This window comes from Microbacterium sp. NPDC090225, assembly GCF_044772365.1.
GTDB lineage: Bacteria > Actinomycetota > Actinomycetes > Actinomycetales > Microbacteriaceae > Microbacterium.
This window is the reverse complement of the sequence record NZ_JBIVYS010000001.1, coordinates 1477931-1502466: the sequence shown is the minus strand read 5'-3', so window position 1 is coordinate 1502466 and position 24536 is coordinate 1477931. Positions and strand designations below refer to the sequence as shown.

26 protein-coding genes are annotated in these 24536 nt (G+C 69.3%); 11 read left to right on the top strand and 15 right to left on the bottom strand.

Translation table 11 applies throughout. From position 1 onward, the window contains the following. Window positions 1–31: 31 nt before the first annotated feature. Entirely contained in the window at window positions 32–937 is a 906-nt protein-coding gene (locus ACIQTT_RS07200) for a VOC family protein (protein ID WP_402788027.1), read from the bottom strand. A 247-nt stretch (window positions 938–1184) separates the two neighbouring features. Here ACIQTT_RS07200 and ACIQTT_RS07195 point away from each other — a divergent pair, with 247 nt between their 5' ends. The 3 genes from ACIQTT_RS07195 (at window position 1185) to ACIQTT_RS07185 (ending at window position 4397) form a co-directional block, all read left to right on the top strand. Next, window positions 1185–2192: a TerC family protein gene (locus ACIQTT_RS07195; RefSeq protein WP_402788024.1), complete on the top strand. Its 1008-nt coding sequence runs from the start codon at window positions 1185–1187 to the stop codon at window positions 2190–2192. Between the two features lie 105 nt (window positions 2193–2297). After that, complete coding sequence (locus ACIQTT_RS07190) at window positions 2298–3584, top strand: hemolysin family protein (RefSeq protein ID WP_402788021.1); 1287 nt, start codon at window positions 2298–2300, stop codon at window positions 3582–3584. Window positions 3585–3785: 201 nt separating this feature from the next. After that, window positions 3786–4397, top strand: coding sequence for a hypothetical protein (locus ACIQTT_RS07185; protein WP_402788018.1), 612 nt, complete (start codon window positions 3786–3788; stop codon window positions 4395–4397). Window positions 4398–4435: 38 nt separating this feature from the next. Here the strand turns inward: ACIQTT_RS07185 and ACIQTT_RS07180 are convergent, their stop codons facing one another. The 6 genes from ACIQTT_RS07180 to ACIQTT_RS07155 form a co-directional block, all read right to left on the bottom strand. Continuing rightward, window positions 4436–5326, bottom strand: a complete 891-nt coding sequence (locus ACIQTT_RS07180) for an SDR family NAD(P)-dependent oxidoreductase (RefSeq protein WP_402788015.1) — start codon at window positions 5324–5326, stop codon at window positions 4436–4438. A 25-nt stretch (window positions 5327–5351) separates the two neighbouring features. Beyond that, entirely contained in the window at window positions 5352–6815 is a 1464-nt protein-coding gene (locus ACIQTT_RS07175; protein WP_402788012.1) for a PepSY-associated TM helix domain-containing protein, read from the bottom strand. After that, window positions 6764–8002: a Dyp-type peroxidase gene (locus ACIQTT_RS07170; RefSeq protein ID WP_402788009.1), complete on the bottom strand. Its 1239-nt coding sequence runs from the start codon at window positions 8000–8002 to the stop codon at window positions 6764–6766. The genes ACIQTT_RS07175 and ACIQTT_RS07170 overlap by 52 nt, the downstream gene beginning before the upstream one ends. Next, window positions 8002–8538: a copper chaperone PCu(A)C gene (locus ACIQTT_RS07165; protein WP_402788006.1), complete on the bottom strand. Its 537-nt coding sequence runs from the start codon at window positions 8536–8538 to the stop codon at window positions 8002–8004. The genes ACIQTT_RS07170 and ACIQTT_RS07165 overlap by 1 nt, the downstream gene beginning before the upstream one ends. 11 nt (window positions 8539–8549) lie before the next feature. Next, window positions 8550–9131 carry a copper resistance protein CopC gene (locus ACIQTT_RS07160; RefSeq protein ID WP_402788003.1) on the bottom strand — a complete coding sequence of 194 codons (582 nt, stop codon included), beginning with the start codon at window positions 9129–9131 and terminating at the stop codon, window positions 8550–8552. A gap of 150 nt (window positions 9132–9281) precedes the next feature. Then, a complete protein-coding gene (locus ACIQTT_RS07155) occupies window positions 9282–9887 on the bottom strand; it encodes a hypothetical protein (RefSeq protein WP_402788000.1) in 606 nt (201 codons plus the stop codon). Window positions 9888–10071: 184 nt separating this feature from the next. Here ACIQTT_RS07155 and ACIQTT_RS07150 point away from each other — a divergent pair, with 184 nt between their 5' ends. Beyond that, window positions 10072–12069, top strand: a complete 1998-nt coding sequence (locus ACIQTT_RS07150; protein ID WP_402787997.1) for a putative Ig domain-containing protein — start codon at window positions 10072–10074, stop codon at window positions 12067–12069. 177 nt (window positions 12070–12246) lie between these two features. On the opposite strand, the gene ACIQTT_RS07145 is transcribed toward ACIQTT_RS07150, so the two are convergent. Then, window positions 12247–12774 (bottom strand): small multidrug efflux protein, encoded by a 528-nt coding sequence (locus ACIQTT_RS07145; RefSeq protein ID WP_402787994.1) that lies wholly within the window; start codon window positions 12772–12774, stop codon window positions 12247–12249. 154 nt (window positions 12775–12928) lie between these two features. On the opposite strand from ACIQTT_RS07145, the gene ACIQTT_RS07140 reads away from it, so the two are divergent. From ACIQTT_RS07140 to thrC, 5 genes are all read left to right on the top strand, one after another. Then, window positions 12929–14092: a sensor histidine kinase gene (locus tag ACIQTT_RS07140; RefSeq protein ID WP_402787991.1), complete on the top strand. Its 1164-nt coding sequence runs from the start codon at window positions 12929–12931 to the stop codon at window positions 14090–14092. Continuing rightward, window positions 14089–14691, top strand: coding sequence for a response regulator transcription factor (locus ACIQTT_RS07135; RefSeq protein ID WP_336640923.1), 603 nt, complete (start codon window positions 14089–14091; stop codon window positions 14689–14691). Before ACIQTT_RS07140 ends, ACIQTT_RS07135 begins: the two co-directional genes overlap by 4 nt. A 19-nt stretch (window positions 14692–14710) precedes the next feature. Further along, window positions 14711–15118 carry an arsenate reductase ArsC gene (locus tag ACIQTT_RS07130; protein ID WP_402787987.1) on the top strand — a complete coding sequence of 136 codons (408 nt, stop codon included), beginning with the start codon at window positions 14711–14713 and terminating at the stop codon, window positions 15116–15118. A gap of 38 nt (window positions 15119–15156) precedes the next feature. Continuing rightward, the gene (locus ACIQTT_RS07125) at window positions 15157–15651 is read left to right on the top strand and encodes a methylated-DNA--[protein]-cysteine S-methyltransferase (protein WP_402787984.1); all 495 of its coding nucleotides are present in this window, start codon (window positions 15157–15159) and stop codon (window positions 15649–15651) included. 104 nt (window positions 15652–15755) lie between these two features. Continuing rightward, window positions 15756–17159 carry a threonine synthase gene (gene thrC / locus ACIQTT_RS07120; protein WP_402787981.1) on the top strand — a complete coding sequence of 468 codons (1404 nt, stop codon included), beginning with the start codon at window positions 15756–15758 and terminating at the stop codon, window positions 17157–17159. A gap of 117 nt (window positions 17160–17276) precedes the next feature. On the opposite strand, the gene ACIQTT_RS07115 is transcribed toward thrC, so the two are convergent. The 5 genes from ACIQTT_RS07115 to ACIQTT_RS07095 all read right to left on the bottom strand — a co-directional run bounded on the left by ACIQTT_RS07115 (window position 17277) and on the right by ACIQTT_RS07095 (window position 19954). Further along, window positions 17277–17690 (bottom strand): VOC family protein, encoded by a 414-nt coding sequence (locus ACIQTT_RS07115; protein ID WP_402787978.1) that lies wholly within the window; start codon window positions 17688–17690, stop codon window positions 17277–17279. Between the two features lie 100 nt (window positions 17691–17790). Next, window positions 17791–18057: a glutaredoxin family protein gene (locus ACIQTT_RS07110; RefSeq protein WP_402787975.1), complete on the bottom strand. Its 267-nt coding sequence runs from the start codon at window positions 18055–18057 to the stop codon at window positions 17791–17793. Between the two features lie 93 nt (window positions 18058–18150). Further along, a complete protein-coding gene (locus tag ACIQTT_RS07105; RefSeq protein ID WP_402787972.1) occupies window positions 18151–18549 on the bottom strand; it encodes a hypothetical protein in 399 nt (132 codons plus the stop codon). Window positions 18550–18554: 5 nt separating this feature from the next. Further along, window positions 18555–18830: a hypothetical protein gene (locus ACIQTT_RS07100; RefSeq protein WP_402787969.1), complete on the bottom strand. Its 276-nt coding sequence runs from the start codon at window positions 18828–18830 to the stop codon at window positions 18555–18557. A gap of 116 nt (window positions 18831–18946) precedes the next feature. Next, complete coding sequence (locus ACIQTT_RS07095; protein WP_402787966.1) at window positions 18947–19954, bottom strand: FUSC family protein; 1008 nt, start codon at window positions 19952–19954, stop codon at window positions 18947–18949. A gap of 48 nt (window positions 19955–20002) precedes the next feature. Between ACIQTT_RS07095 and ACIQTT_RS07090 the strand changes: the two genes are divergently transcribed. Further along, complete coding sequence (locus ACIQTT_RS07090) at window positions 20003–21349, top strand: M20/M25/M40 family metallo-hydrolase (RefSeq protein ID WP_402787963.1); 1347 nt, start codon at window positions 20003–20005, stop codon at window positions 21347–21349. Between the two features lie 52 nt (window positions 21350–21401). Next, a complete protein-coding gene (locus ACIQTT_RS07085) occupies window positions 21402–22865 on the top strand; it encodes an MFS transporter (RefSeq protein WP_402787960.1) in 1464 nt (487 codons plus the stop codon). A gap of 20 nt (window positions 22866–22885) precedes the next feature. Here ACIQTT_RS07085 and ACIQTT_RS07080 read toward each other — a convergent pair whose 3' ends face one another. Then, on the bottom strand, window positions 22886–23185 hold the full coding sequence (locus ACIQTT_RS07080; RefSeq protein ID WP_402787957.1) for a hypothetical protein: 300 nt from the start codon (window positions 23183–23185) through the stop codon (window positions 22886–22888). Window positions 23186–23297: 112 nt separating this feature from the next. Continuing rightward, window positions 23298–24467 (bottom strand): RtcB family protein, encoded by a 1170-nt coding sequence (locus ACIQTT_RS07075; protein WP_402787954.1) that lies wholly within the window; start codon window positions 24465–24467, stop codon window positions 23298–23300. Window positions 24468–24536: the final 69 nt, after the last annotated feature.

The window sequence follows — 24536 nt, the reverse complement described above, 5'->3', positions numbered from 1 at the left end:
CGTCTTTCGTTCCCGTGCGAGGCGGATGCCGTCAGGCGGCGTCGGGCGTGATGACCAGCCGCGTGCCCCACGGGTCGGCGAGGCGCAGGGCGCGGCCGTCGTCGGCTGCGTCGACGCCGTGCGAGCGGATGCGGTCGGTGAGTGCCTCGACGTCATCGCGGGTGGGCACGACGATGCGCACATCGCCGAGGCCGAGCGACGCTGCACGCGGGCCGGCGCCGGCGCTCTGCCAGGTGTTCATCCCGATGTGGTGGTGGTAGCCGCCGGCCGAGACGAACAGGGCGCTGCCGAGATCGGCCGTCACATCGAACCCGAGCACTCCGGCGTAGAACGCCTTCGCCGAGGGGATGTCCCCGACCTGCAGGTGCACGTGACCGATGGCCGCCGTGTCGCCGGTGGTCGCGGCATCCGTCGTCAGCCACTGCTGCAGGAACGCGTTCGGGTCGAGGGCGAGCGAAGCCATCTGCACCCCGCCGTCGGGCAGGATCGTCCACTCGTCGCGCGGACGGTCGTGGTACAGCTCGAGGCCGTTGCCCTCCGGGTCGGTGAAGTAGAACGCCTCGCTGACGAGGTGGTCGGCGGAGCCGGTGAACGTCTGCGGAACGCGCTCGGCCATCGACAGGATGGATGCCGCGAGCTGGTGCTGATCCTGGAACAGGATCGCCGTGTGGTAGAGCCCGGCTCCGCGCGGATTCGCGTTCGGCAGGTCCTTCTCCTGGCGGAGCCGCATGATCTTCTGGGTGCCGCGGCCGAGGGTGGCGGTGGCTCCGGACTGGTCGAGCACGTCGAGCGTGACGGCCTGCTGGTAGTACGCGGTCATGGCGTCGAGATCGCGCACGAGCAGTTCGACGGTGTCCATGCGGGTGTCGTCGGGCGCCGCACCCGTCGTGGCGACGGATGCCGCGCGCCAGGCGCCGGCGGACGGTGCACTGCTCATCGGATGCTTCTTCCTTCGGTGATGGTTGACATTTCAACTAACGCATCGACCCCTCCGCGCATTCCTCTCGGCACTTCGGCGGGAAGCATCCGCTCGCATGCTTTATAGTGGGACGTACCAAGGGGAGTACTCCGCCACGGTGGTTTCGTCATTACGGATGCGTTCGCATCCCGGGCCGCCGGTTCCTGATCGTAGGAATGGAGAAGACTTTGGCGCTGCCGCCGCATACGCCGAGTCTGGAGTCCTCATGGATGTCACCCCCCTGATCTGGATCATCACGATCGCCGTGACGATCGCGTTCTTCGTGTACGAGTTCTTCGCGCACGTGCGCACACCGCACGAACCGACCATCGGCGAATCCGCGCGCTGGTCGATCTTCTACATCAGCCTCGCGCTGCTCTTCGGCGTCGGCATCGGCGTCGTCTCGGGATGGACCTACGGCGGTGAGTACTTCGCCGGGTACCTGACCGAGAAGGCGCTGTCGATCGACAACCTGTTCGTCTTCCTCATCGTGATGACCGGGTTCGCCGTGCCGAAGAAGTACCAGCAGAAGGTGCTGATGATCGGCATCGTCATCGCCCTGATCCTGCGCGGAATCTTCATCGCCGTCGGCGCGACGCTCATCGAGAACTTCTCGTGGATCTTCTACCTGTTCGGCGCGCTGCTGCTCGTGCTCGCCTACCGTCAGGCGTTCAGCAACCACGAGAGCAACCCCGCCAACGGCCGGTTCATGACGTTCGTCCGCCGCCACCTGCCGGTCAGCGACGAGTACAACGGAGACAAGCTCACGGTCGTCAAGAACGGCAAGCGCTTCGTGACCCCGATGCTGCTCACGATCATCGCGATCGGCTTCATCGACCTCGTGTTCGCCGTCGACTCGATCCCCGCGATCTACGGGCTCACCGACCAGGCGTACATCGTCTTCACCGCCAACGCCTTCGCGCTGATGGGTCTTCGCCAGCTGTACTTCCTGATCGGCGGCCTGCTCGAGCGTCTCGTGTACCTCGCACAGGGGCTCGCGGTCATCCTCGCCTTCATCGGCGTGAAGCTCGTGTTCCACGCCCTGCACGTCAACGAGCTGCCCTTCATCAACGGCGGCGAGCCCGTGCTCTGGGCGCCGGAGATCCCGATCTGGTTCTCGCTGCTCTTCATCGGTGCGACCATCGCCGTCGCCACCGTCGCCAGTCTCATCAAGACGCGCCGCGATCCCGCGGCCGTCACCCCCGCCGCCGATCTCACCGATCACGACAAATAAGGAGACCTCCTTGAACGCCCACTGTTCTGACTCTTCGGACTCTGACAGTACGAGCGCCCGGTTCACCCCGGGCGCGCACCCCTCGACCTCGCAGGTGACCCGCTGATGGGCGACCTGCTCTGGAACATCGCCCTGGTCTTCGCGTTCGTCCTGATCGGCGGTGTCTTCGCAGCGACGGAGATGGCGCTCGTCACGCTGCGCGAGAGCCAGATCAACGCGATCTGCCTGCGCGGCAAGCGCGGGGCGAAGGTCGCGGCTCTGGCCCGCAACCCCAACACCTTCCTCTCGGCGGTGCAGATCGGCGTGACGGTCGCCGGCTTCGCATCGGCGGCTTACGGTGCGACCTCGATCGCCCCGTCCGTCGCGCCGCTGTTCGAGTCGTGGGGCATGGACCCGGCGATCTCGCTCACGATCGCGACGATCGTGCTGACGCTCGTGATCGCCTACCTGTCGCTCGTGCTCGGCGAACTCGTGCCAAAGCGCCTCGCGATCCAGCGCAATGCGCAGTTCGCGTATGCCGTGGCGCCCGCGCTCAACGGCTTCGCGATCGTCATGCGGCCGGTGATCTGGCTGCTCTCGATGTCGACCAACGCGCTCGTGCGTCTGCTCGGCGGAGACCCGAACAAGACGGGTGAAGAGCTCAGCGACGAGGAGGTGCGCGACATCGTCGCCTCGCATCAGGGCCTTCCCGATGACGAGCGCCGCATCCTCGACGACGTGCTCTCGCTGCGCGGGCGCCAGATCAGCGAGGTCATGCGGCCCCGCCCCGAAGTGGTCGCGCTCGATGAGACCGCGACGGCCGCCGAGGCGATGGCCCAGGTGCGCGATCTGCCGTTCTCGCGGTACCCCGTCGCCGACAAGTCGATCGACGACATCATCGGCTTCGTGCACGTGCGCGACCTGTTCGAGGCGGCGGGCGATGACCCCTCGCGCCCGGTGATGACGCTGCTGCGCGACATCCCGTACATCCCGTCGACTGCCCGCGTGCTGCCGACCCTCACGCGCATGCGCGCCGACGGGCACCACATCGCGGTCGTCGTCGACGAGTACGGCGGCACCGACGGGCTCGTCACGCTCGAAGACCTGGTCGAAGAGGTCGTCGGTGAGATCTTCGACGAGTACGACACCGCCGAGTTGGACCTTCCGGGCGGAGCGATCGACGGGCGCCTGAACCTGCAGGACTTCGAGGAGGCGACGGGTCTCGAGCTGCCGCGCGGCTCGAGTGACACGATCGCCGGTTTCATCACCGAACAGCTCGGACGCCTCGCGGTGGTCGGCGACACGGTCGAGGTCCCGGGCGCGACGATTCAGGTCGCCGAGCTCGACCGCCGCCGCATCGCCCGCGTGCGGGTGACCCCGCGCGCGGAGGAGGAGCCGGCCCCGGCCGTCTGATCGCCGCTCTCTCTTCTCGCCGAGATCCCCCTTTCCGTACGAGCTGCCCCTTTATGGGCAGCGCGGATAGGGGGATCCCGTCCGTAAGAGGGGATCTCGGCGAACAGGACGAAGCGGATGCCGCGGCGCCGGGCGAGGGAACGCGCCGTGATCGTCGCATGTCGATACGCTGGCCGCGACATCGATACGGGGGACACTTCCATGCGCACTTCTCGACTCGCTCTTCTCACCGCCGGCCTCGGCCTTTTCGCCGCGGCGCTCACGGGCTGCACCTTCTCGGCATCCGCCACCGCCTCGCCCGACGAGATCGCGACCCTCGCCGAAGACGCGCTCGAGGCCGAGATCGGACAGCGCCCCGAGATCGACTGCGGCGACGACAGCATCCCGCTGAAGGAGGACTCGGTCGTGCCGTGCCTTCTCACCGATCCGGCCAGCGGTGCCGAGTTCGACGCCGACGTCACCCTCACGAAGGTCGACGGCACGAATGTCACGGTTTCGGTGCAGGTCGCGGATGCCCCGAACAACGCTCCCGCACCCGAACCGAGCGAGAGCCCCGCGGCCGACGCCGGTGGAATCCTGACGCTGACCGCCGAGGAGATCGGCGTCACCGCTGCGCGGGCGCTGACCGATGCGGGCGTGCTCCCGAGTCCGAGCGTGCTCTGCCCGGGCGGATCGCACGAGGTATCCAACGGCTACAGCCTCGAATGCACCGCGATCCAGGGCGGCGATCAGTACGCCGCGACCGTCACGATCTCCGAGATCGAGGGGTCGTCGTACTCCGTCAACGTCGTGATCCCGGAGCTCGCCGGCTGATCCCGCTCGCCGGCTGACCACGCTCGCGGGCTGATCGTTCAGGCCGGGAAGACCACCCCGGTCGCCGCATCGGCGGCCGCCCACAGCGCCGCACCCGTCGCGCGTGAACGCACGGCATCCGAGGCGGCGACTCGCTTCGGTGCTCCTCGGAACTCGAGCAGGCCGCCCGGTCCCCAGTAGTCGCCGCTCGCGGCATCCGGTGCCGTCGCCGCGTGCACGATCGGCAGAGCGCCGGCGTCCTTCCCCTGCACGAGCGCGCGCGTCGGCCGGGCCAGCGCCCGCACGAGGCGGGAGCCGGAGGCGAGACCGGGCCGTTCGGGCGTGAGCGGGTCCACCGCGTAGCCGGGGTGCGCGCAGAGCACCGAGCGCCCCGATCCGGACCACCGACGGTCGAGCTCGAACGCGAATGCCATCAGTGCCGCCTTCGAGCGGCCGTACTGGCGCAGGGATGATCCACGCCAGGGAGCGGTGAGGCGCGCGGGATCGAGCTGCGCGAAACGGTGCGCGAGCGAGCCGACCGCCACGACCCGGGCGTCGGGCGCGAGTACCGGCTCGAGCTGTGCGATCAGCGCGAAGTGCCCGAGGAAGTTCGTGCCGACCATGAGGTCGAGCCCGTCGGCGGTGCGGGCATCGGGTGTCGCCGCCTTCACGCCGGCGTTGCAGATCACGGCGTCGAGTGTTTCGCCGACCTCGGATGCCGCGACCGCGACGCTCTCGAGCGACCCGAGGTCGAGGGGCAGCACGCGCAGATCCGCGTCCGGTACCTGCCCGCGTACGGCGTCGACCGCCGTCGCCGCGCGCTCGGCGGAGCGGCATCCGAGCAGCACCCGCGCCCCACGCGCCGCGAGCTGCTCGACGCACCAGTAGCCGATGCCGGCATTCGCCCCGGTGACGAGGATCGTGCGGCCGCGCAGATCAAGAGCATCCATTCCCCCAACCTACGCGGCCGCACTCTCACACCGGGCGTCGGGATACGAGACCCGCCACCACGTCGATCAGCACGAAGCCCACGAGGGTCCAGCCGACCAGCGGCAGCCACAGCCCCACGACCGCGCCGACCGCGGCGACCGCGGCCAGTCCCCACCACGGGGCATCGCGCAGCACCCCGCGCGCGGGTGGCGAGCCCCCGAGCCTCCGTGCCGACCGCGGCGGTCGCCGCTTCCACCACATCACGTACCCGAGCACGACCATCCCGGCGATCGCGAGGGCGATCACGAACAGCGCGATCTGGTTCGCGAGACCGAACATCACCCCCATGTGCAGGTCGATTCCCCACCGCGCGAGCTTCGCCGGCAGCGAGAACTCGGCGAAGTCGACCCGGTCGACGACCTGCATCGTCGTGCCGTCGATCGCGACGGAGTCGACCTCGGTCGGGTAGCTCGTCTTGATCCCGCGCACGACCCATGCCGAGCCCGGCGCGGCGGGAGGGGTGATCTCCACGAGCCCGGTGTCGACGTTGGTGCGCTGAGCGATCGCGAGCACCGCGTCGAAGGTGGCGGGATTCGCCGCACCGGTCGGAGCGGAGACCGCACCGTGATGCCCGGCATGCTCGTCGGCCGGGGCATCCGCTCCGTCGAGCACGGTCGTGAGCTGCGGCGTTCCCCAATCCAGCGAGGCGCGCAGGTTCGACACGTTCGCACCCGCGAACTGCGACCAGGTGATACCGGTCGCCGAGAGGAACAGTGCCCCGAGCACCACCCAGACCCCGAGCGAGGCATGCCAGCCGAAGGCCCGCCGATACCCGGTGTGCCTCGGGTTCGGGCGCAGCAGATCGCGCTTCGCGCGCGCCCTGCGGATCCGGATGATCCACAGCGCGAGGCCCGCCACGACGACGATGCCCAACCACGACGCGGCGAGTTCGCTGTAGTACCGGCCGACCTCGCCGAGCTGCAGGTTGCGGTGCAGATTGTCGATCCAGGTGCGCAGCGGCAGCGCGCCGCTCGTGCCGTAGACGGTGAGGTCGCCACGGATCTCGCCCGTGCCGGGGTCGATGAACACGGCGCGGGATTCGCTCGCGGCGAGCCCGTCCTGCGCGAACAGGATGCGCGAGGTATCGCCCGGCTCGGGTGCGGGGCGCACCGCCGACAGCGTCGCCTCGTCACCGACGTGCTCCTCGGCGATCCCGATCTGCTCGGCGAGGCTGAGCGACGTCGACGATTCCGGCGCGTGCAGCTCGTGCGCGTAGACGACCTGCTCGAGCGTCGGGGTGAGCGCGTAGAGCGCACCGCTGAGCGCCGCCACCAGGATGAACGGCCCCACCAGGATGCCGGCGAAGAAGTGCAGCCGCAGCATCAGGGCTCCGAACCACCGGGGCCCCTTCGCACGGCCCGGTCGAGCAGCGGGCCGCGGCGCGGCCTCCGTCACCGTCACGACGCCCCGCCCAGCAGAGTCTCCCCGATGAAGCCGCCCTCGCGGCATCCGGGCGGGATGGCGAACACGGCCGAGCCGATCGGCGTCGTCCACTCGTTGAGCAGATCGAGGTCGGCGAGCCGTTGCTGCATCGGCGTGAACTGCCGGTCGATGTCGGCCTGGAACGACACGAAGATCAGGCCGGACTCCGACACGCTCGCGCCCGCCGGGCGCTCGTCGTAGTTGTAGGCGCGACGGAAGATCTTCTCGCCGTCGTCGCCGCGGGCGCGGCGCATGTGCGCGAACTGGGGGATCACGGGGAAACCCACCGCGGTGGTCGCGTCGAAGTCCGGTTCGTCGAACTCCTTCGTGCCGGTGAGCGGTGCGCCGTTCGCGAGCGTGCGACCGACGGACGCTTCGCGCCCGCTGCGATCCAGACGATCCCATTTGTCGAGGTCCATGCGGGTGCGACGCACGACCATCCCGGTGCCGCCGGCCAGCCATCCGTCCTCGATCCACACGACGGAGTCGAACTCGGTCGTTCCCGGTTCGGGGTTGGCGGTGCCGTCGACCTGGCCGAACAGGTTGCGCATCGTCGTGCCCGGGCGCTCGGTGCCGTAGGCGCGGCGGAAGCCCTGCTGGCTCCAGCGCAGCGACGCGAAACTGCGGGCGTCCTTCAACAGCATCCGCGCCGCGTGCGCGACGGTGAGCGGATCGTCGGCGGCGATCTGCAGCAGCAGGTCGCCGCCGGAGAACTCGGGCTGCAGACGATCGATCGAGAACGCAGGCAGGGGAGCGAGCCACTCCGGCGCCACGCCCGCCGCGCGCGCGACGAGTCCCGGGCCGAAACCGAACGTGACCGTCAGGCGTGCGGGGGCCGCAGCGAGCTCCGGTTCGGAGTCCGCGAGCGCTGCCTTCCCCTGTGTGAGCCGGGCGGCATCATCGGTGAGGATGCGCAGCAGCCGGGTGAGGCCATCACGATCCGTCGTGTCGAGCAGGTCGAGCGCGAGGAACAGTCCGTGCGCCTGTGCGGCGGTGTCGACCCCCGCCTGGTGCGTGCCGTGGAACGGCACGGTCTCCTCGCCGTTCATCGGCGTCGAAGCGGGGGCTGCGGTGCCGGCATCCTGCCGGTTCAGGGCGTAGTCGACCCCGATCGCCGCGACCGCGCCGACACCGGCGACAGCCCCTCCGAGGAGGAACTGCCGCCGGGTCGACCCGGAGCGATCGGAGCGCGCACCCTCGGTGCGCGGGGGCATCAGTGGTCCATGCCCTCGTGGTCGTCGCCCTCGTCACCCTCGTAGTTCTCGTTGGCGCCCGAGTAGTCCTTCACCGGAGCGGTGAAGGCGTATGTCGAGTCGTCCGAGAACGTGAGGGTGACGGTGACCTCGTCGCCCGCGCTGAGCGCGCCGGTGAGCCCCATGAGCATGATGTGGTCGGCACCGGGCACGAGCTCCAGCGAGCCGCCGGCGGGGATCGAGAATCCGCCCTCGATCTCGCGCATGACCATCTCGCCGGCCTCGTTCTCGACGGTCTCGTGCAGCTCGACCATGCCGGCGGCGGCGGTCTCGGCCGACACGATCGTGACAGCATCCGTGCTGCTGTTGGTCAGCGTGCCGAAGGCCGCCGACATGTCCTCGTCGGTCGCCTTGACCCAGGCGTCCTCGATGGCGACGGACTCGCCCGCGGGCGCCGTCTCGGTAGGCGTCTCGGCAGCGGCGCATCCCGTGAGGGCGAGCAGCGAAACCGCGACGAGCGCGGTCAGACGGGACAGGTTCTTCGTAGGGGTGTTCATGGAAATGCCTTTCACTTCTCTTCCGCGGCGTCGCCCTCGGCGGACGCGGCGGGTGCCGTCTTCGGACGGCGGAGGATTCGATACAGGACGAGGGCGACGACGGCGATCGCCGCGCCCGCGCCGCCGACGAGCAGCGCACGCAGGCCGCCGTCGGTCTCGTTCGGGGTCTGATCCGAGGCGTCCGGAACGTACGCGGGAGCATCGGCATCCGTCGGTGCCTGCGTCGTCATCGGTTCGGCGTCACCGATCGTGAAGGGGACGATGCCCGAGATCGGATGCCCGTCCTCCGAGACCACCTGCCAGCGCACCTGGTACCCGGCATCGGGCATCCCGGGCTCGACCGCGGCGGTGACGGTGTTGCCCGAGACCTCCACGTCGCCGGTCGCCCAATCGCGGCCGCTTTCATCGATCACGAGCACGACCGCGCCCTGGGTGGAATCGCCCAGCACGAGCAGCTCGCCCGAGTACGTCAGGGTGATGCTCTCGGGCGCCGTGGTCAGACTCTCGTCGGCTTCGGGCGTGCTGTGGACGAGCGAATCATGGGCGGATGCCGGCACGGCCGTCGCGAACACCGCGACAGCCGCCACCGCCATCCCGACCGCGAATCTGCGGACAGGGGACATGGATGACAGACCTCTCAACAGGCGCCGGGAAGCCGACGCCGCATGTGCGTTCGGATGCCCGCGCGGCAGCGTGCCGGCGCAGGCGTGATCACCTGCCGGCGCAGAGGCCGGAGGTGCGGATCAGATCGCGGGGGAGAGGGGCGGCGCTCGACCGCGCAGGGTCGACAGCAGCAGGCCATCGCGCAGGGCGACGGCGAAGGAGACGACGGCGGGAGCCGCGTGCGGGCGCGTCAGCGGCACGAACGTCGCGGACGCGACGCGGCGCTGCACCCAACGGATGCTCTGCTGCGCGAGGTCGCGCAGACCGAGCAGCAGCCTTTCGCCGCGGTGCAGAGCGGCGATCGTGAGGACGGCGGCGACCAGATGCCCGATCCACATCGTGCCGTCGGCGACGACGGCATCCGGGATCGCGCCTGCGGCCGGGAGCACCAGCGGGGCGCCGTGCACGTGCGGGGCGACGACGCCCGACGGTGTGATCGTGCCGAGCACGAAGAGCACGTGGAAGAGGAACTGGCTGACGGCCACCGAGATGCTCAGGCGGATGACCGAGAGTCGGCGCCCGGCGAGGAGCACGCACACCATGAACGAGAGCATCCACGGCACGAGGATTCCGAGCGGCCCCGGCATCGCGCCGCCCGCGGTGACGTGCCCGGCCAGTGCGACGAAGATCGCCACGGCGGATGCCGCGAACCCGCGCAGGACGGCGGGTCTTCTGGACGGGTGCACGCGTCCATTCTGTCAGGTCGGGTCCGCCCTCCATCGCGCATGCCGTACCCCGAACGAGTGACCGTAGAAAATCTGACGATTTCCCGATCCGCCCCGATCTCGCGTAACGAATCGACCGATCGTTCGTCTATCTCGGTGGGGGATGGGTGCGCGGCAACGGGCTCCGCACTGGGGAGGAGAAAACATGTACGAGAAGAAGAACCGTCGAATCGTCTGGGGTGGAGTGGCCGTCGGACTCGCGCTGGCGGTGGCGGTCCCGGCCGCAGGATGGGCGGCGGTGGCCCCGGATTCCGGTCCGACCGCCGGCGGCACGACCGTCGAGATCGACTGCGGCGTCGTCCCGTCGATCGACCTGTTCACCGCGGGAGGCATGAACGCGATGATCGTCACCGATGACGATGCCGTTCTCACCTGGGGCGAGGACCGCTGGGGGTCGACGGCGCAGGGTGGGAACAGCGCCCCGTCGACGATCACCCGTGGCGAGATGCCCGCGGATGCCGATGTCGTCTCGGTCGCCTACGGCCAGCACACCGGCTACGCCGTGACCGCCGACGGAGAGATCTACGCCTGGGGGATGAATGCGTCCGGCGAGGTCGGGATCGGGTCGTTCGTGCAGTGGGAGTACCCGACCCCGGTGAAGGTGCATCCGGGGGCGATCCCCGCGGGTGTGAAGGCGACCGAGGTGATCTCCGGCTCCGGGCACGTCTCGGTGCTCGCAGACAACGGCTGGGTGTACAGCTGGGGTGAGCCGTCGAGCGGCGACGGCACGAACAACTGGCAGACGGAGCCCGTCGCGCTCTCGCAGGGGCAGATCCCCGCCGGTGTCACCATCACGCAGATCGCCGAGGGCAACGGCAACGGCTACGCCCTGGGCAGTGACGGATGGGTCTACGCGTGGGGGTCGAACTTCCTCGGCGCGACCGGTGACAGTAGCGGCAACGCGTCGACTCCGACCGTCCGCACGACACCGGTGCGCATCAGCCAGGGCGCCGTGCCCGCGGGCGTCACTTTCACCCAGATCGCCGCCGGGTCGTACAACGCCTACGGCATCGGCACCGACGGACACGTCTATTCGTGGGGCAACAACGGTAACGGGGCGCTCGGCATCGGCGACACCTCCGTGCCGTTCGTCACCGAACCCGTGCTCATGAGCGCGGGGGAGATCCCCACCGGTGCCAAGGTCACGAAGGTCGTGTCGAGCGAACTGCACGCGATGCTGCTCGCCGATGACGGCAACACGTACAGCATCGGTCTCAACTCCTCGGGTCAGCTGGGCGATGGTGGCACGACGAACGCCGCAGCCCCTGTGCGCGTCGACATGACGGATGTCCCGTCGGGGGTGACCTTCACCGACCTCGCGATCAACTACCGCGCGTCCTATGCGCTGGGGAGCGACGGACGCCTCTACACCTGGGGTGCGCTGGGCGCGGGTGAATCGACACTGCTCGGCAGCATCGCGACCGCGGGCACGACGCGGCCCGCGCTGGCCGTCAGCTTCGGCGTCACCGAGGTCACCTTCGACGGCATCCCCGGCACCGATCTCGACACGTCGGGATGCCCGATCACCGTCGTGACCCCGCCGCACGTCGACGGGCCGGTCGACGTGGTCGTCACCGCGGGGCTCGTCGCCGGCACGACACCCACGAACTACCAGGTCCCGACGACCTACCCCGGCGGCTTCACGTACACCGAGCCGCCGGTGATCGTCACGCTGAGCCTGCCCGGCGACACGGTCGGTCACGGCTACTCGCAGACGGCTGAGGCGACGGGGCCCGGCCCGATCACCCTGACGGTCACCACGGGAGAGCTGCCGCCGGGCCTCGCTCTCGACCCCGCGACGGGGGTCGTGTCGGGCACACCGACGACCGCGGGCACCTACACGTTCACCGTGACCGCGACCAACCAGTACGGCACCGACACGCAGGAGTACACGATCGTCATCGACGAACTCGACGTTCAGCCGACCGCGACGCCGACTCCGACCACGACGTCGCACGACGGGACGCCGAGCCCGTCGGCCGGCGGATCGACCGGCGGATCGACGAGTGCCGGCGGTGGCCTCGCCATCACCGGTGGCACGCTGGCCTTCGCCGGGATCGCCGGCCTGATCGGAGCGCTCCTCACGATCGGTGCCAGTGCTTACCTGCTGGTCTCGCGTCGGCGGGCTCGCGCGGGTTCCTGACACCTCTGAGAAAGGGTGAACGAGGGGCGTCAGATTTCCTGACGCCCCTCGTTGCTCTAGACGGGCCCTTCCCCAGGGCCCATGTGATCTCCCCGATCACGTCGGTGCTTCGGGCACCACACCCGAGGGGCGGCGGTCCCCACATGCCGCCCCTCATCTCCCTCCGGGGATCCCGAGTCAGGCGATGACGTGCACGGCGCCGCCGACGATGATCGTCAGGAGCGTGGTCCAGGCGACGATCGCGAGTCCCTGCCAGAAGAGGATCCGCGCCTTGCTGACGCCGGTCGCGGCGAGCATCGTGGCGGTGAACTGCGTCGGCAGCAGCAGCGGGCCGAGCAGACTCACCCCGGGGACCCCGTAACGATCGAGCGCGCTCTGGAACTTCTGCTTGCGGGGGCTCGCCGGCTCGGGTGCCTCGATCGCCGACGCATCCCCACCGGCCGCGACGAGCTTGCGGGCCTGGTTGCGCTGAACGATCGCCTGCCGTGCACCGGAGCTGGCGAGCACCAGGACGAGTACGCAGAGGAAGTTGCCGACGATGCCGGCGATCGCCGCGACGATCGGGTGGATGCCGCCGATGATGCCGATCGACGCGGCGCCCTCGCCCTCGATGAACGGGATGGCACCCGCGAGTGCGACGATGAGGGGCTGAACGAGCTCGGGCACCTGGGCGACCAGATTCTGGAAGGTCTCGATGAGGTTCATGGTGTCCTCCGGGTCTGTGCGGCAACGGTCTCTCCGTTGCGATGTATCCAGTTCATCCGCTTCCCTCCGATCGCGGCAGTGCCGCGATGTCACCGGAATCCACGCGCTCTGCACGGCCGAGGGGTGACAACTGTCACGGCTCTAGGGTGGTGGGGTGAGCACCCCCTCGACGCCCGGAGCCCGCCAACTCGCGCGCGGCATCATCGCCACCTGGTGGTACACGGTGTCGGGTGTGCTGTTCCTCGAGCTCATGCTGGTGTTCTTCTGGACGGTGCTCGCCTTCGCGGAACCCGAGAGCATCGTCCCCGGCATGATCGTGGCCATCGGTGGCCTGATCTGGTGGGCCTCCACGGCCCTCCTGCTGCGCGACTACCGGTATCGCGTCGACGCCGAGCCGGGCGTCGCGTGGCGGAGCATCCTGCTGCCGATGTCCGTCGCTGTGGTGTTCGGTGTCGTCGCGGGCATCGCGCTCGGCAGCTGGCAGCTCGCGCTCATGCCGATCGTGCAGTCGCTCGCGCTGCTCAATTGGCCCGCCGGGGTGAGGTACCGCGTCACCATCGCCGCGGTCCTGGTCATGGGCGTGCTCGGATTCATCGACGCGCATGACGAAGCGGCGGCCGTCTGGTGGATGCCGATCTTCTACACCGCGCTGCTGCCGATCATGACGGTGAGCACGCTGTGGTGGTGGGACGTGCTGAACACGCTCGACCGCGCCAGGGCGTCGGAGGTCAAGCTCGCCGCGACCCAGGAACGACTGCGCGTCGCGACCGACGTGCACGATCTGCAGGGGCACCACCTGCAGGTGATCGCGTTGCAACTCGAACTCGCGGAGCGCCTCATGCCGGTCGATGCGGATGCCGGCATGGAGCAGCTGCGCGCGGCCCGCGGCAGCGTCGATGACGCCCGGCAGGGGACGCGCGACCTCGCCACCCGCTTCCGCTCCGTGCCATTGGGCGATGAGCTCGCGAACGCCCGCGACCTCCTCACCGCCGCCGGCCTCGAGGTCGAGGCGCGGATCGCTCCCGATGCGGCACTCGCCCCGGCATCCGCTCTCGGACCCGTGATCCGCGAGACGACCACCAATGCGCTGCGCCATGGCGGCGGCGCGCGGGCCCGGCTCGCCCTGGAGCGCGACGGATCCCACTGGCGCTACGTCATCGCGAACGACCGTCTACCCGGCGAGGAGTCGGATGCCGAGGGGTCGGGCCTCGACGGCATCCGACGCCGCCTCGCCGAGGTCGGCGGAGCGCTCGACGTGCACGACGACGGCGAGGAGTTCGTCGTCACCGCGACCGTCCCCGCGGAGGACGCGCGATGATCCGCGTGCTGCTGGCCGACGACGAGGGCATGATCCGATCGGCGCTCGCCGCATTGCTGCGCCTCGAAGACGACATCGACGTGGTGGCGGAGTGCGGTGACGGCGACGAAGCGGTGGCCGAGGCGCTGCGCCTCGAGCCGGACGTCTGCCTGCTCGACCTCGAGATGCCGGGACTCGACGGCGTGCAGGTCGCCGAGCGGCTGAATCGCGCCATCGCGACCCGCTGCGTGGTGGTCACCCGTCACGCCCGTCCCGGTGTGCTGCGTCGTGCGCTGGCATCGGGGGTGTCGGGTTTCCTGCCCAAGTCCCGCGGCGCGAACGAGGTCGCAGCGGTCATCCGCAAGGTCGCGGCCGGAGGCAAGTACGTCGATCCGGAGATCGCCGCCGACGCCCTCAGCGACGAGCGCTCGCCGCTGACAGACCGCGAGCTCGACGTGCTGCGGGCCGGGCGACGCGGCGAGACGACCGGTCAGATCGCGCGGATCCTCTCCCTCGCCCCGGGAACCGTGCGCAATCACGTCTCGGCGATCCTCGGCAAGCTCTCGGTCGCCACCCGTCAGCAGGCGGTGCTGCTCGCCGAGGAGCGCGGCTGGATCTGAGCCGCCTATCCTGGGGTTCATGCCCTCTGAATCCGTGAAGCCCTCGGTTCTGTTCGTCTGCGTGCACAATGCCGGCCGCTCGCAGATGGCCGCCGGTTTCCTGCGCGAGATCGCGGGGGACCGCATCGAGGTGCGCTCGGCCGGATCGATGCCCGCCGACGCGATCAATCCGGTCGCGGTCGAGGCGATGGGCGAACTCGGCATCGACATCACCACCGAACAGCCGAAGGTGCTCACGACCGAGGCCGTCCAGGCATCCGATGTCGTCATCACGATGGGGTGCGGTGACGCCTGCCCGTTCTTCCCCGGCAAGCGCTACGAGGACTGGACGCTCGAGGATCCGGCCGGTCAGGGGATCGACGCGGTGCGCCCGATCCGCGACGAGATCCGTGCCCGCATCGAGAGCCTCGTCGCGGAACTCGTCTGATCGGGTCCGCGGGTCTGCGGCCGGAGGAGGTTCGACGAGTGTCGTGGTTCGCGACGATGCCGACGCCGGTGGGTGTCATCGGTGTGGTCAGCGACGGCGAAGCCGTCACGCGCGTCACGTGGATCACCGATGCCCCGTCCGGGGTCGACCTCGGTACGGAACCGCTGCTGACGGAGGCCCTCGGTCAGCTGGATGCCTACTTCGCCGGTCGGCTGACGCGGTTCGACCTGCCCATCGACCTCGGCGAGCAGACCGTCGCGACCCGTGCCGTGTTGACGGCGCTGTACGAGACGGTCGGTCACGGCGAGACCCTCACCTATGGCGGCCTCGCGGCCCGCAGCGGCACCGACGTGCCCGCCCGGGGGATCGGATCGATCATGGGCGCGAACCCGCTGCCGCTCATCGTGCCGTGCCATCGGGTGGTGGCCGGCGACGGCCTCGGCGGGTACTCGGGCGGCGCGCCCGGCCACGGTCTCGAGACCAAACGCTGGTTGCTCGAGCACGAGGGCGCGCTTCCCGCGTCGCTGTTCTGACGGATCGCTCCGCACTCATCGACGGGGCATCCGTCATCGCGTCATCGACGCGCCCGACGTCCTGCGAGAATGGACGTGCCGAAGTCCCGAGCCGAGGAGCCAACGTGCAGTTCATCTCCACCCGCGGCGGCATGCAGCCGCAGCCGTTCAGCGAGACGCTGTTGGAGGGCCTCGCGCCCGACGGAGGGCTCGCGGTCCCGGCCGAGATGCCGACCGTCGACACCGAGACGCTCGAGCGCTGGCGGGCGCTGACCTACCCGCAGCTCGCGACCGAGGTGCTCGGCCTCTTCGCCACCGACATCCCGCGCGAAGACCTCGCCCGGATGACCGAGGCGGCCTACGCGCCGTTCCCGGGCAACGTCGTGCCGCTGCGCTCGATCGGCGACGGCCTCACGCTCGTCGGCCTGTCGGAGGGACCCACGCTCGCCTTCAAGGACATGGCGATGCAGTTCCTCGGGCAGGTGCTCGAGTACGCGCTGGAGCGCAAGGGCTCGGTGCTCAACATCCTCGGAGCGACCTCGGGCGACACCGGGTCCGCCGCCGAGCACGCGCTGCGCGGCAAGGACCGCGTCTCGGTCTTCATGCTCTCGCCGCAGGGCCGCATGAGCGCGTTCCAGCGAGCGCAGATGTTCTCGCTCGATGACGCCAACGTGCACAACGTCGCCGTCGAGGGCGTGTTCGACGACTGCCAGAACCTCGTCAAGCACCTCGCCGGAGACCTCGACTTCAAGCGGGCGCAGAACCTCGGCGCCGTGAACTCCATCAACCTCGCGCGCATCACCGCACAGGTCGTCTACTACTTCTGGGCGTGGCTGCGGGCCACGGATGCCGACGGCCCGACCGAGGTGTCGTTCACCGTTCCCTCGGGCAACTTCGGCAACATCCTCTCCGGGTTCTTCGCGAAGCAGATGGGGCTGCCGATCCGCCGCCTCGTGCTCGCCGCCAATGAGAACAACGTGCTCGACGAGTTCTTCCGCACGGGTGTCTACCGGCCGCGCAATGCGGCGCAGACGCTCGCGACGTCGAGCCCGTCGATGGACATCTCGAAGGCGTCGAACCTCGAGCGCTTCATCTTCGAACTCGTCGGTCGCGATCCCGAGCGTGTCGTCGGCGCGTGGCGCGACCTCGACGAGCAGGGCTACTTCGACTTCGCCGGCGACCAGCCGCGCTTCGCGCTCGAGTACGGGATCGTCAGCGGTACGTCGACGCACGCCGACCGCCTCGAGACCATCCGTTCGGTGTACGCCGCGACCGAGGAGATCATCGACCCGCACACGGCCGACGGCGTGAAGGTGGCGCGTCAGTACGTGGAGGAGGGCGTGCCGATGCTCGTTCTCGAGACCGCGAAACCGCACAAGTTCGCCGAGACGATCAACGAGGCCATCGGCGTCGAGCTCGACTACTCCAAGGAACTCCGCGAGATGCTCGGCGCACCCCAGCACGTCACGGAGATGGCCGACGACGAGCACGCGCTGCGCGCCTTCATCGAGGCGAACGCTCTGCGCTGACCCGCTCGGTCCCGCGGACCCCGCGACCGCTGGGTCCCTGAACCTGTCGAAGGGCCCCACGAAGTGCGACCGCTGGGTCCCTGAGCCTGTCGAAGGTTCCCAGCACTGACGAGACGATCACTCCTCGGGGTCGCCGTGCAGCATCCAGTCGATCCCGAAGCGGTCGACGAGCATGCCGAACGTGCCGCCCCACGGCGGAACGTCGAGCGGCATGGTGATCGTCGCGCCCTCGGCGAGCTTGTCCCAGACCTCCTGAGTGCGCGCCTGCGTGTTGCCGCTGAGCGACACCGAGATCCCGGCGGGCTTCTCGTACGGCATCCCGTCGGGGGTGTCGGATGCCATGAGCACCAGGCCGTCGGGCGTGGTGAGCTGCGCGTGCATGATCAGATCCTTCTGGCTCGGATCCTGCACCATGTCGGGGAAGTCCCCGAAGACGCTGATGTCGAGGTCTCCGCCGAGCACGCTCTGATAGAACTCCATCGCCTGGCGGGCGTCGGTGCGGAACGACAGATACGGGTTGAGATTCGCCATGACTGCTCCTGGTGAGAGGGGTGCCCCGGGGCTCGAGACACGCCCAGTCTGCGTCCGTCGATGACCCGGCACAAGAGGAGACCTGCGGACCCGTCGCGGGTCAGGCGGGGAGAGCGCGAACCGCGGCGGTGAGCACCTGCGGAACGGTCGGCACGCCCTCGGCGCGGAAGACCGTCTCGCCACTCGCGGCACGGATGATGACCGTCGGGGTGAAGCGGATGTCGAGGGACTCCGCCGCGTCGGGATCGCGTGCCACGTCGATCTCGGTGACGGTCGCATCCGGCAAGAACCGCACGGCGTCGGCGAGGACAGCGCGAGTGCGCGCGCACGCACCGCAGAACGCCGATGTCACGAGCGTCAGCTCCATGTGCGTCTCCTCTCGGCGGATGCCTCCACCGATGCAACCGCCGTGCGCGGGTTCGTGTTCCCACCGCCAGGACTCGGTCGCGAGGCGCCGCGCTCAGAACGCGGTGCGCTTGACGAGGCCGCGATTCCTGCGGATGTGCTCGTAGTCCCACTGGATCGCGCGCGACTCCGCGAGCCAGGCGGCGACCGCGTCGGTGTCGACGTCGTCGGATTCGAGGTACAGTACATCGGCCGCCTGGAACGACCCGGATGCCGTGAGGCCCGGCGTGGCGAACGACTGGCCGCTCCAGAACATCAGCCGCATTCCGTCCTTCAGCCAGCTGTAGCCGACGATCGGATTGCCGTCGAGGAACCAGACGGGATGCGCGTGCCAGACCTTGCCAGCGGCTTCGGGAAGACCTCGTTCGATCTGCGCGGCGAGCAGATCGGCGATCTCGCGATCGGCCGGAGCGAGGCGTGCGTGGTACTCGTCCATAGCGGCCTCGCGCGTCATGTCGGTCACTCCCTGTCCAGGCCGAAGTTGCGCTTCACGAGCGCCTGCACGTCGCGGTCGAGCCCGTCGATGCGAGTGGACACCGCGTCGAATCGAGCTTCTACGGCGACGAATCGAGCATCGACGGTTTCGAACCTCGAGATCATCTCGGCGCGCAGTCCACCGATCTCGGCGCGCATGACCCGAGTGATGTGCGTCGACATGATCGTCATCATGCCGAACATCAGAGCGATGAACGCGCCGATCATCGTCCACGTCTGTGCTTCGGTCAAAGCGATCATCCTCCTATTGTGAGTGGCGATCCTCATCCTGCCAAGGTCCGGATCGCCTCGCGGCTCGCTACTCACGATCGGTGGAAAACTCGCTCAGGTCGTCATCTGTGGAGGGAAGCGCGCCCTCACACATCCCTCGCCGCCCGCGGATGCAGCACGCCCGAGGCGGCCCCGAGCACCGCGCCGACGATCGTGTCGACGATCCGCTCGCCCGCGACGTCCAGCGACCCGATGCTTCCGGTCGCCGCTCCCGTCAGCAGCAGCACGAGTGGGGTGATGAACACGAGGGCGAGAGCGTAGTGGCGCACCACGACGAGCTCGATCGAGAACTGCAGCAGCCCCAGCAGCAGGGCCAGCCAGATACCGGCCGGGTGCAGGAGGGCGAGCAGGATGTAGACGCCCGCGCCCACCACGGTGCCGAGCATCCGATGCAGTCCGCGCTGGAAAGCGGCACGTCGCGCGGCCGCGACTCCGATCACCGCGACGGCCGAGCCGACGATCCAGTAGGTGCGCTCGGGGTCGACCACGAGGCCGAGCAGCACGCCCACGATCGCGACGATCACGACGCGGAGCAGGAGCATCCGGGAATCCGCGTTCCAGGCCGGTCCGGGCAGGAGTTCCCGCAACGGTCTCGCCCGGATCCGCCGGATGCGGGGGAGCGCGAGCGGCGCGAGGGCGACGAGGTACGAGAACACGCAGCCTCCGGCGAGCGCGACCAGGTAGACGAACGGCGCGATCGCTCCGGAGGCCACGACGTGGGCGGACAACCCGTAGAGCAGCACGAAGAACAGAGGTCCGGGAGGACCGAGCCGGAAGCCGAACGCCAGAGCCGCGCTCACGGTCGCGACCACCACGACACCGATGCTCACGACGAGGGTGTTCCCCGCGACGAGGATGCCGAGGGCGGCGCTCAGGAGCAGCGAGACGGCCACGATCGGCAGCACGCGCGCACGATCGACCACCGGAGCGGAGCCCGCGTAGAGCACCGTGAAGGCGCCGGAGGCGGCGACGTAGCCGAGCGGCGCCTGACCGAGGACGGTCATCACGGCGATCGGTGCCGCGATGCCGATCGCGGCCTGGAGGGCGAGGGGCCACCGCGGTCCACGGGAAGGGGCGAAGGCGAAGAGGCTCACCCGTCCATTCTCCTCCTCGCCCCTGCGGCGACGGACGCGGTCGATACGATGGCGAACGTGACCCCCACCGTGCGCCCCGGCATCGACGAACGCCTCTCGCGGATGATCCAGCTCCCGACCGTCTCGGCCGAGCTCGACGAGCGTGGGAAGGAGCCGTTCGAGGCCTTCGTCGCCCTGATCGCCGAGCTCTACCCGTTGACGCACGAGCATCTGGCGCTCGAGCGCCACACCGATTTCGGCCTCCTCTTCCACTGGCGCGGGAAGGCGGAGGCATCCGACGGTCCGGTCGTACTGATGGCGCACTACGACGTCGTCCCGGTCGACGAGAGCGACGCCTGGACGCATCCTCCCTTCGCCGGTGTGATCGCCGATGGCATCGTGTACGGGCGGGGCGCGCTCGATGACAAGGGCCCGCTGATCGTCGTCCTCGAAGCCGTCGAGAACCTGCTCGCCGACGGCTTCGTGCCCGCGCGCGACGTCTACCTGTCGTTCGGCGGCAACGAGGAGACGTACGGGCACGCGGCGCAGGAGATCGCCGGAGTCTTCCGCGACCGCGGGATCGTGCCCTGGCTCGTCGTCGATGAGGGAGGAGCGGTGGTCGACGCGCCTCTGCCGTTCGTGCCCGGGCGCGCGGCGATGATCGGCGTCGGCGAGAAGGGCGTGATGACCGTGCGGCTCTCGGCCCGCGGGGACGGCGGCCATGCCTCCGCCCCACCGGCGCTCACGGCGGTGCGGCGCATCGCACGCGCGGTCGATCGGCTGGGGCCCACGACATTCCGGCCGCGGGCGTCGACCGCGATCCTCCGGATGCTGTCGCGCCTCGCCGATCAGACGCCCGGGTCGGCGCGGCACCTGCTCCGGTTGCTCGGTTCCGCGCCCCTGCTCACGGGGCGGGTCTTCGCCGCGCTCGGGGGAGAGCCGGCGGCGCTCGTCCGCACGACCGTCGCGCCCACGATGCAGTCCGGCGGGACCGCGGCGAACGTGCTCCCATCGCAGGCATCCGCCACCGTCAATCTGCGTATCGCGCTGGGCGAGACGACGCAGCAGACGGTCCTGCGCGTGCGTCGGCGTGTGCGCGATCCGCTCGTGAAGGTCGAGGTCATCGAGGCGAGCGAACCATCTCCCGAATCGTCGACCGAGAACGCGCAGTTCGCCCTGCTCGCCGCGGCGCTCGAGGTCTCCCATCCGGGGGTTCCGGCCGTGCCCTACGTGATGATGGCCGCCACCGATTCCCGCCACTTCCACCGCTTCTCCCCGGCGGTGTACCGCTTCGCTCCTCTGGAGATGTCGAACGCCCAGCGTGCATCGATCCACGGCGTCGACGAGAACGTCGAGATCGCCGCCCTCGCGCGGGGAGAGCGGTTCCATCGCGCCCTCCTCGAACGGCTAGTGTGATCTCAGTCGCCCCTCGATGGGTCCGGGGGCCCCACGAGAAGCAGGAGTCGCGATGACGCGCACGCGCACACTGGGCACTCTCGCCGCCGTTGTCGGCTATCTCGCGTTCGTCGAGTTCACGAGCGGCGTGCTGCAGGGGTACTACACCCCGATGCTCACCGACATCGCCCGGCATCTCGGCATCCACGATGCCGACGTGAACTGGCTCGAAGGCACGCAGCTCATGCTGTCGGCCCTCGTGGTGCCCGCCTTCGCGAAGCTCGGCGATATGGTCGGCCACAAGCGGATGCTGTTGATCTCGACGGCCCTCACCGCAGCCGCCGCACTCGTGCTGCCGTTCACCGACTCGTTCGGGGTCTTCCTCGTTGCCTGGACGCTCATGGGCTTCTACGTCGTGTGGCTTCCGCTCGAGATCGCCCTGATCTGGTCGCGGTCGCGTCGGATGGAGGGGCGCTCGACGATCACCGCGAAGGCCGCGGGTCTCCTCGTCGCCGCTCTCGAGGGTGGCGCGATCCTCGGCGCGCTCGCCGGAGGCGCGCTCGTCGACGTCCTGCCGTTGACGGTCGTGCTCCTCGTGCCGGCGACCCTCATCGTCGTCTGCTTCTTCGTGATCCTGTTCGGGGTGAAGGAATCGCCCGATCCCACGGGCGGCGCGTTCGACACGGTAGGGCTCATCCTCATCTCGCTCGCCCTCGTGTGCTTCACCGGGGGACTCAGCCTCCTGCGCCTCGAGGGCGGTCTCGTGAATCCGTGGTCGTGGGCGGTGGTGCTGCTCGGGATCGTGCTGGTCGTGCCGTTCGCGCTCTGGGAGCTCCGCCGGGACGACCCGCTGATCGATGTGCGCATGTTCCGCTCCCCGGCGCTCGGCCCGGTGTTCCTCACCGCCGGTCTCTTCGGTGTCAGCGTGCTCGGCGCGCAGGCCCCGCTGTCGACCTTCGCCCGCACCGATCCCGCCGTGCACGGATACGGACTGGGCACCTCGGGGTTCCAGACCTCGCTGATCATCGGGCTCTACCTGATCGCGATGATCGCCGGCGCTCTCCTGTTCCCACTGATCGCCCGTCGCACGACGCCCCGGCTCACACTGATGGGCGCGTCGCTCCTCGTGGGGATCGGGTTCCTGCTGTTCCTGCCGTTCCACGACACGTATGCGCAGGTCGTGACCAACATGGTGATCGCCGGGCTCGGCTCCGGCGCGCTCGTGGCTGCGCTTCCCGCGGCCGCGGCATCCGGTGCACCCGCGACGCAGACGGGTGTCGCGACCGGTCTGACGAACTCGGTCAAGACGGTGGGCGGGGCGATCGCCTCGTGCGTGTTCGGGATCGCGCTGCTGAACGGTGTGGCCGAATCGGCCGGCGCCGCGGCCGACGGCACCGCCGGGTCGCTCGCCGGGTACTTCACGGTGTGGATCGTGTGCGGTGTCACGGCCCTGGTGGCGGCCGTCACTCTCGTCTTCGTGCCGAAGACGGCGTTCACCGATCGTCCCGCCGAAATCGAGGCGTCGCCGGTCGTCTGAGCCCGGCACGCGCGAAGCGGTCAGTCGCGGTCGAGCCCGAACGTGCGCTTCACGATCGCCTGCACGTCTCGATCGAGCGCGTCGATCCGTGTGTTGACGGCGTCGAAGCGAGCGTTCATCTCGCTGCGCAGGCCACCGATCTGGCCGTTCATCTCGCTGCGCAGGCCACCGATCTGGCCGTTCATCTCGCTGCGCAGGCCACCGATCTCCGCTCGGACCACCCGGATGAACAGCGTCGAGACGACCGTGAGCATGCCGAACATCAGAGCCGTGAAGGCCCCGATCATGGCCCAGATCTGCGCGTCGTTCATGAATGCCATCCCCACATGCTCGCATCGTTCCGAGCAGTCTGCCAGCGTCGGCGGGGTGAGATTTCCGCGGGGGACGTGACCCGTGGATTACCCACGAATCACGTCCCCGGTGCAGGAGAGATCAGTCCCCCTTGACGTTCACGATCTGCCGCAGCGTGTGTCGGATCGCCACGAGGCTCTCGGCATCCGCCATGACCCGATCGATCGGCTTGTACGCCTGCGGGATCTCGTCGATGAACGCATCCGTGTTACGGAACTCGATCCCGACCATCGCCTCCCGCAACTGCTCGTGCGTGAACGTGCGCCGCGCCGCCGACCGGGAGTACTCCCGTCCTGCGCCGTGCGGCGAGGAGTTCAGCGACAGCGGGTCGCCCTTCCCCTCGACCACGTACGATGCCGTGCCCATCGAACCGGGGATGAGCCCCGGCCGACCGACGTCGGCCTGGATCGCACCCTTCCTCGACACCCACACCCGCTTGCCGAAGTGCTTCTCGGACTCGGTGAAGTTGTGGTGGCAGTTGATCCGCTCTTGCTCGTCGACCTGCGCTCCGACGAAGTCGGACATCTGCCGGATCAGCCGGTCCATCATCTCCTCCCGGTTCAGCAGCGCGAAGTGCTGCGCCCACCGGAGCTCCCGGATGTACCGCGTGAACTCCGGCGTCCCTTCGACCAGGTAAGCCAGGTCGGGGTCGGGAAGCTCGATCCACCACTGCTTCGCCATCCGCTGCGCCACGGAGATGTGGTGGCCGGCGATCCGGTTGCCGACGCCCCGCGACCCCGAGTGCAGGAAGAGCCACACCCGATCGAGTTCATCCAGCGAGACCTCGATGAAGTGATTCCCCGAGCCGAGGGTGCCGAGCTGCAGCCGCCAGTTCTTCGCGTACGAGGCGGGATCGAATCCGCTCTTCTCCGCGAGCGCCTCGAGCTCCGCGACGCGGGGCTCGGCCGTGGCCACGACCTTGTTGTTGTAGCGGCCGGCGGAGAGCGGGACGGCCCTCTCGACCTGCTCTCGCAGAGGGGCGAGGTCGCGCCCCGACACGTCGTCCTTCGTGAACTGCGTGCGGACGGCGATCATGCCGCAGCCGATGTCGACACCGACGGCGGCGGGGATGATGGCTCCGAGCGTCGGGATCACCGAGCCGACCGTCGCCCCCTTGCCGAGGTGCGCATCGGGCATGAGCGCCAGGTGCGGGTGGATGAACGGCATGCGTGCCGTGGTGTGCGCCTGATCGAGGGTCTTCTCGTCGATCAGCGACGCCCACGACAGCAGCCGCGCGGAGAGCTTCTCCATGGTTCCTTTCCTTCGTGATGGTTCAGTCACAGGTCAGGAACTCATGAAAAAAGCCCCGGACCTGACGGT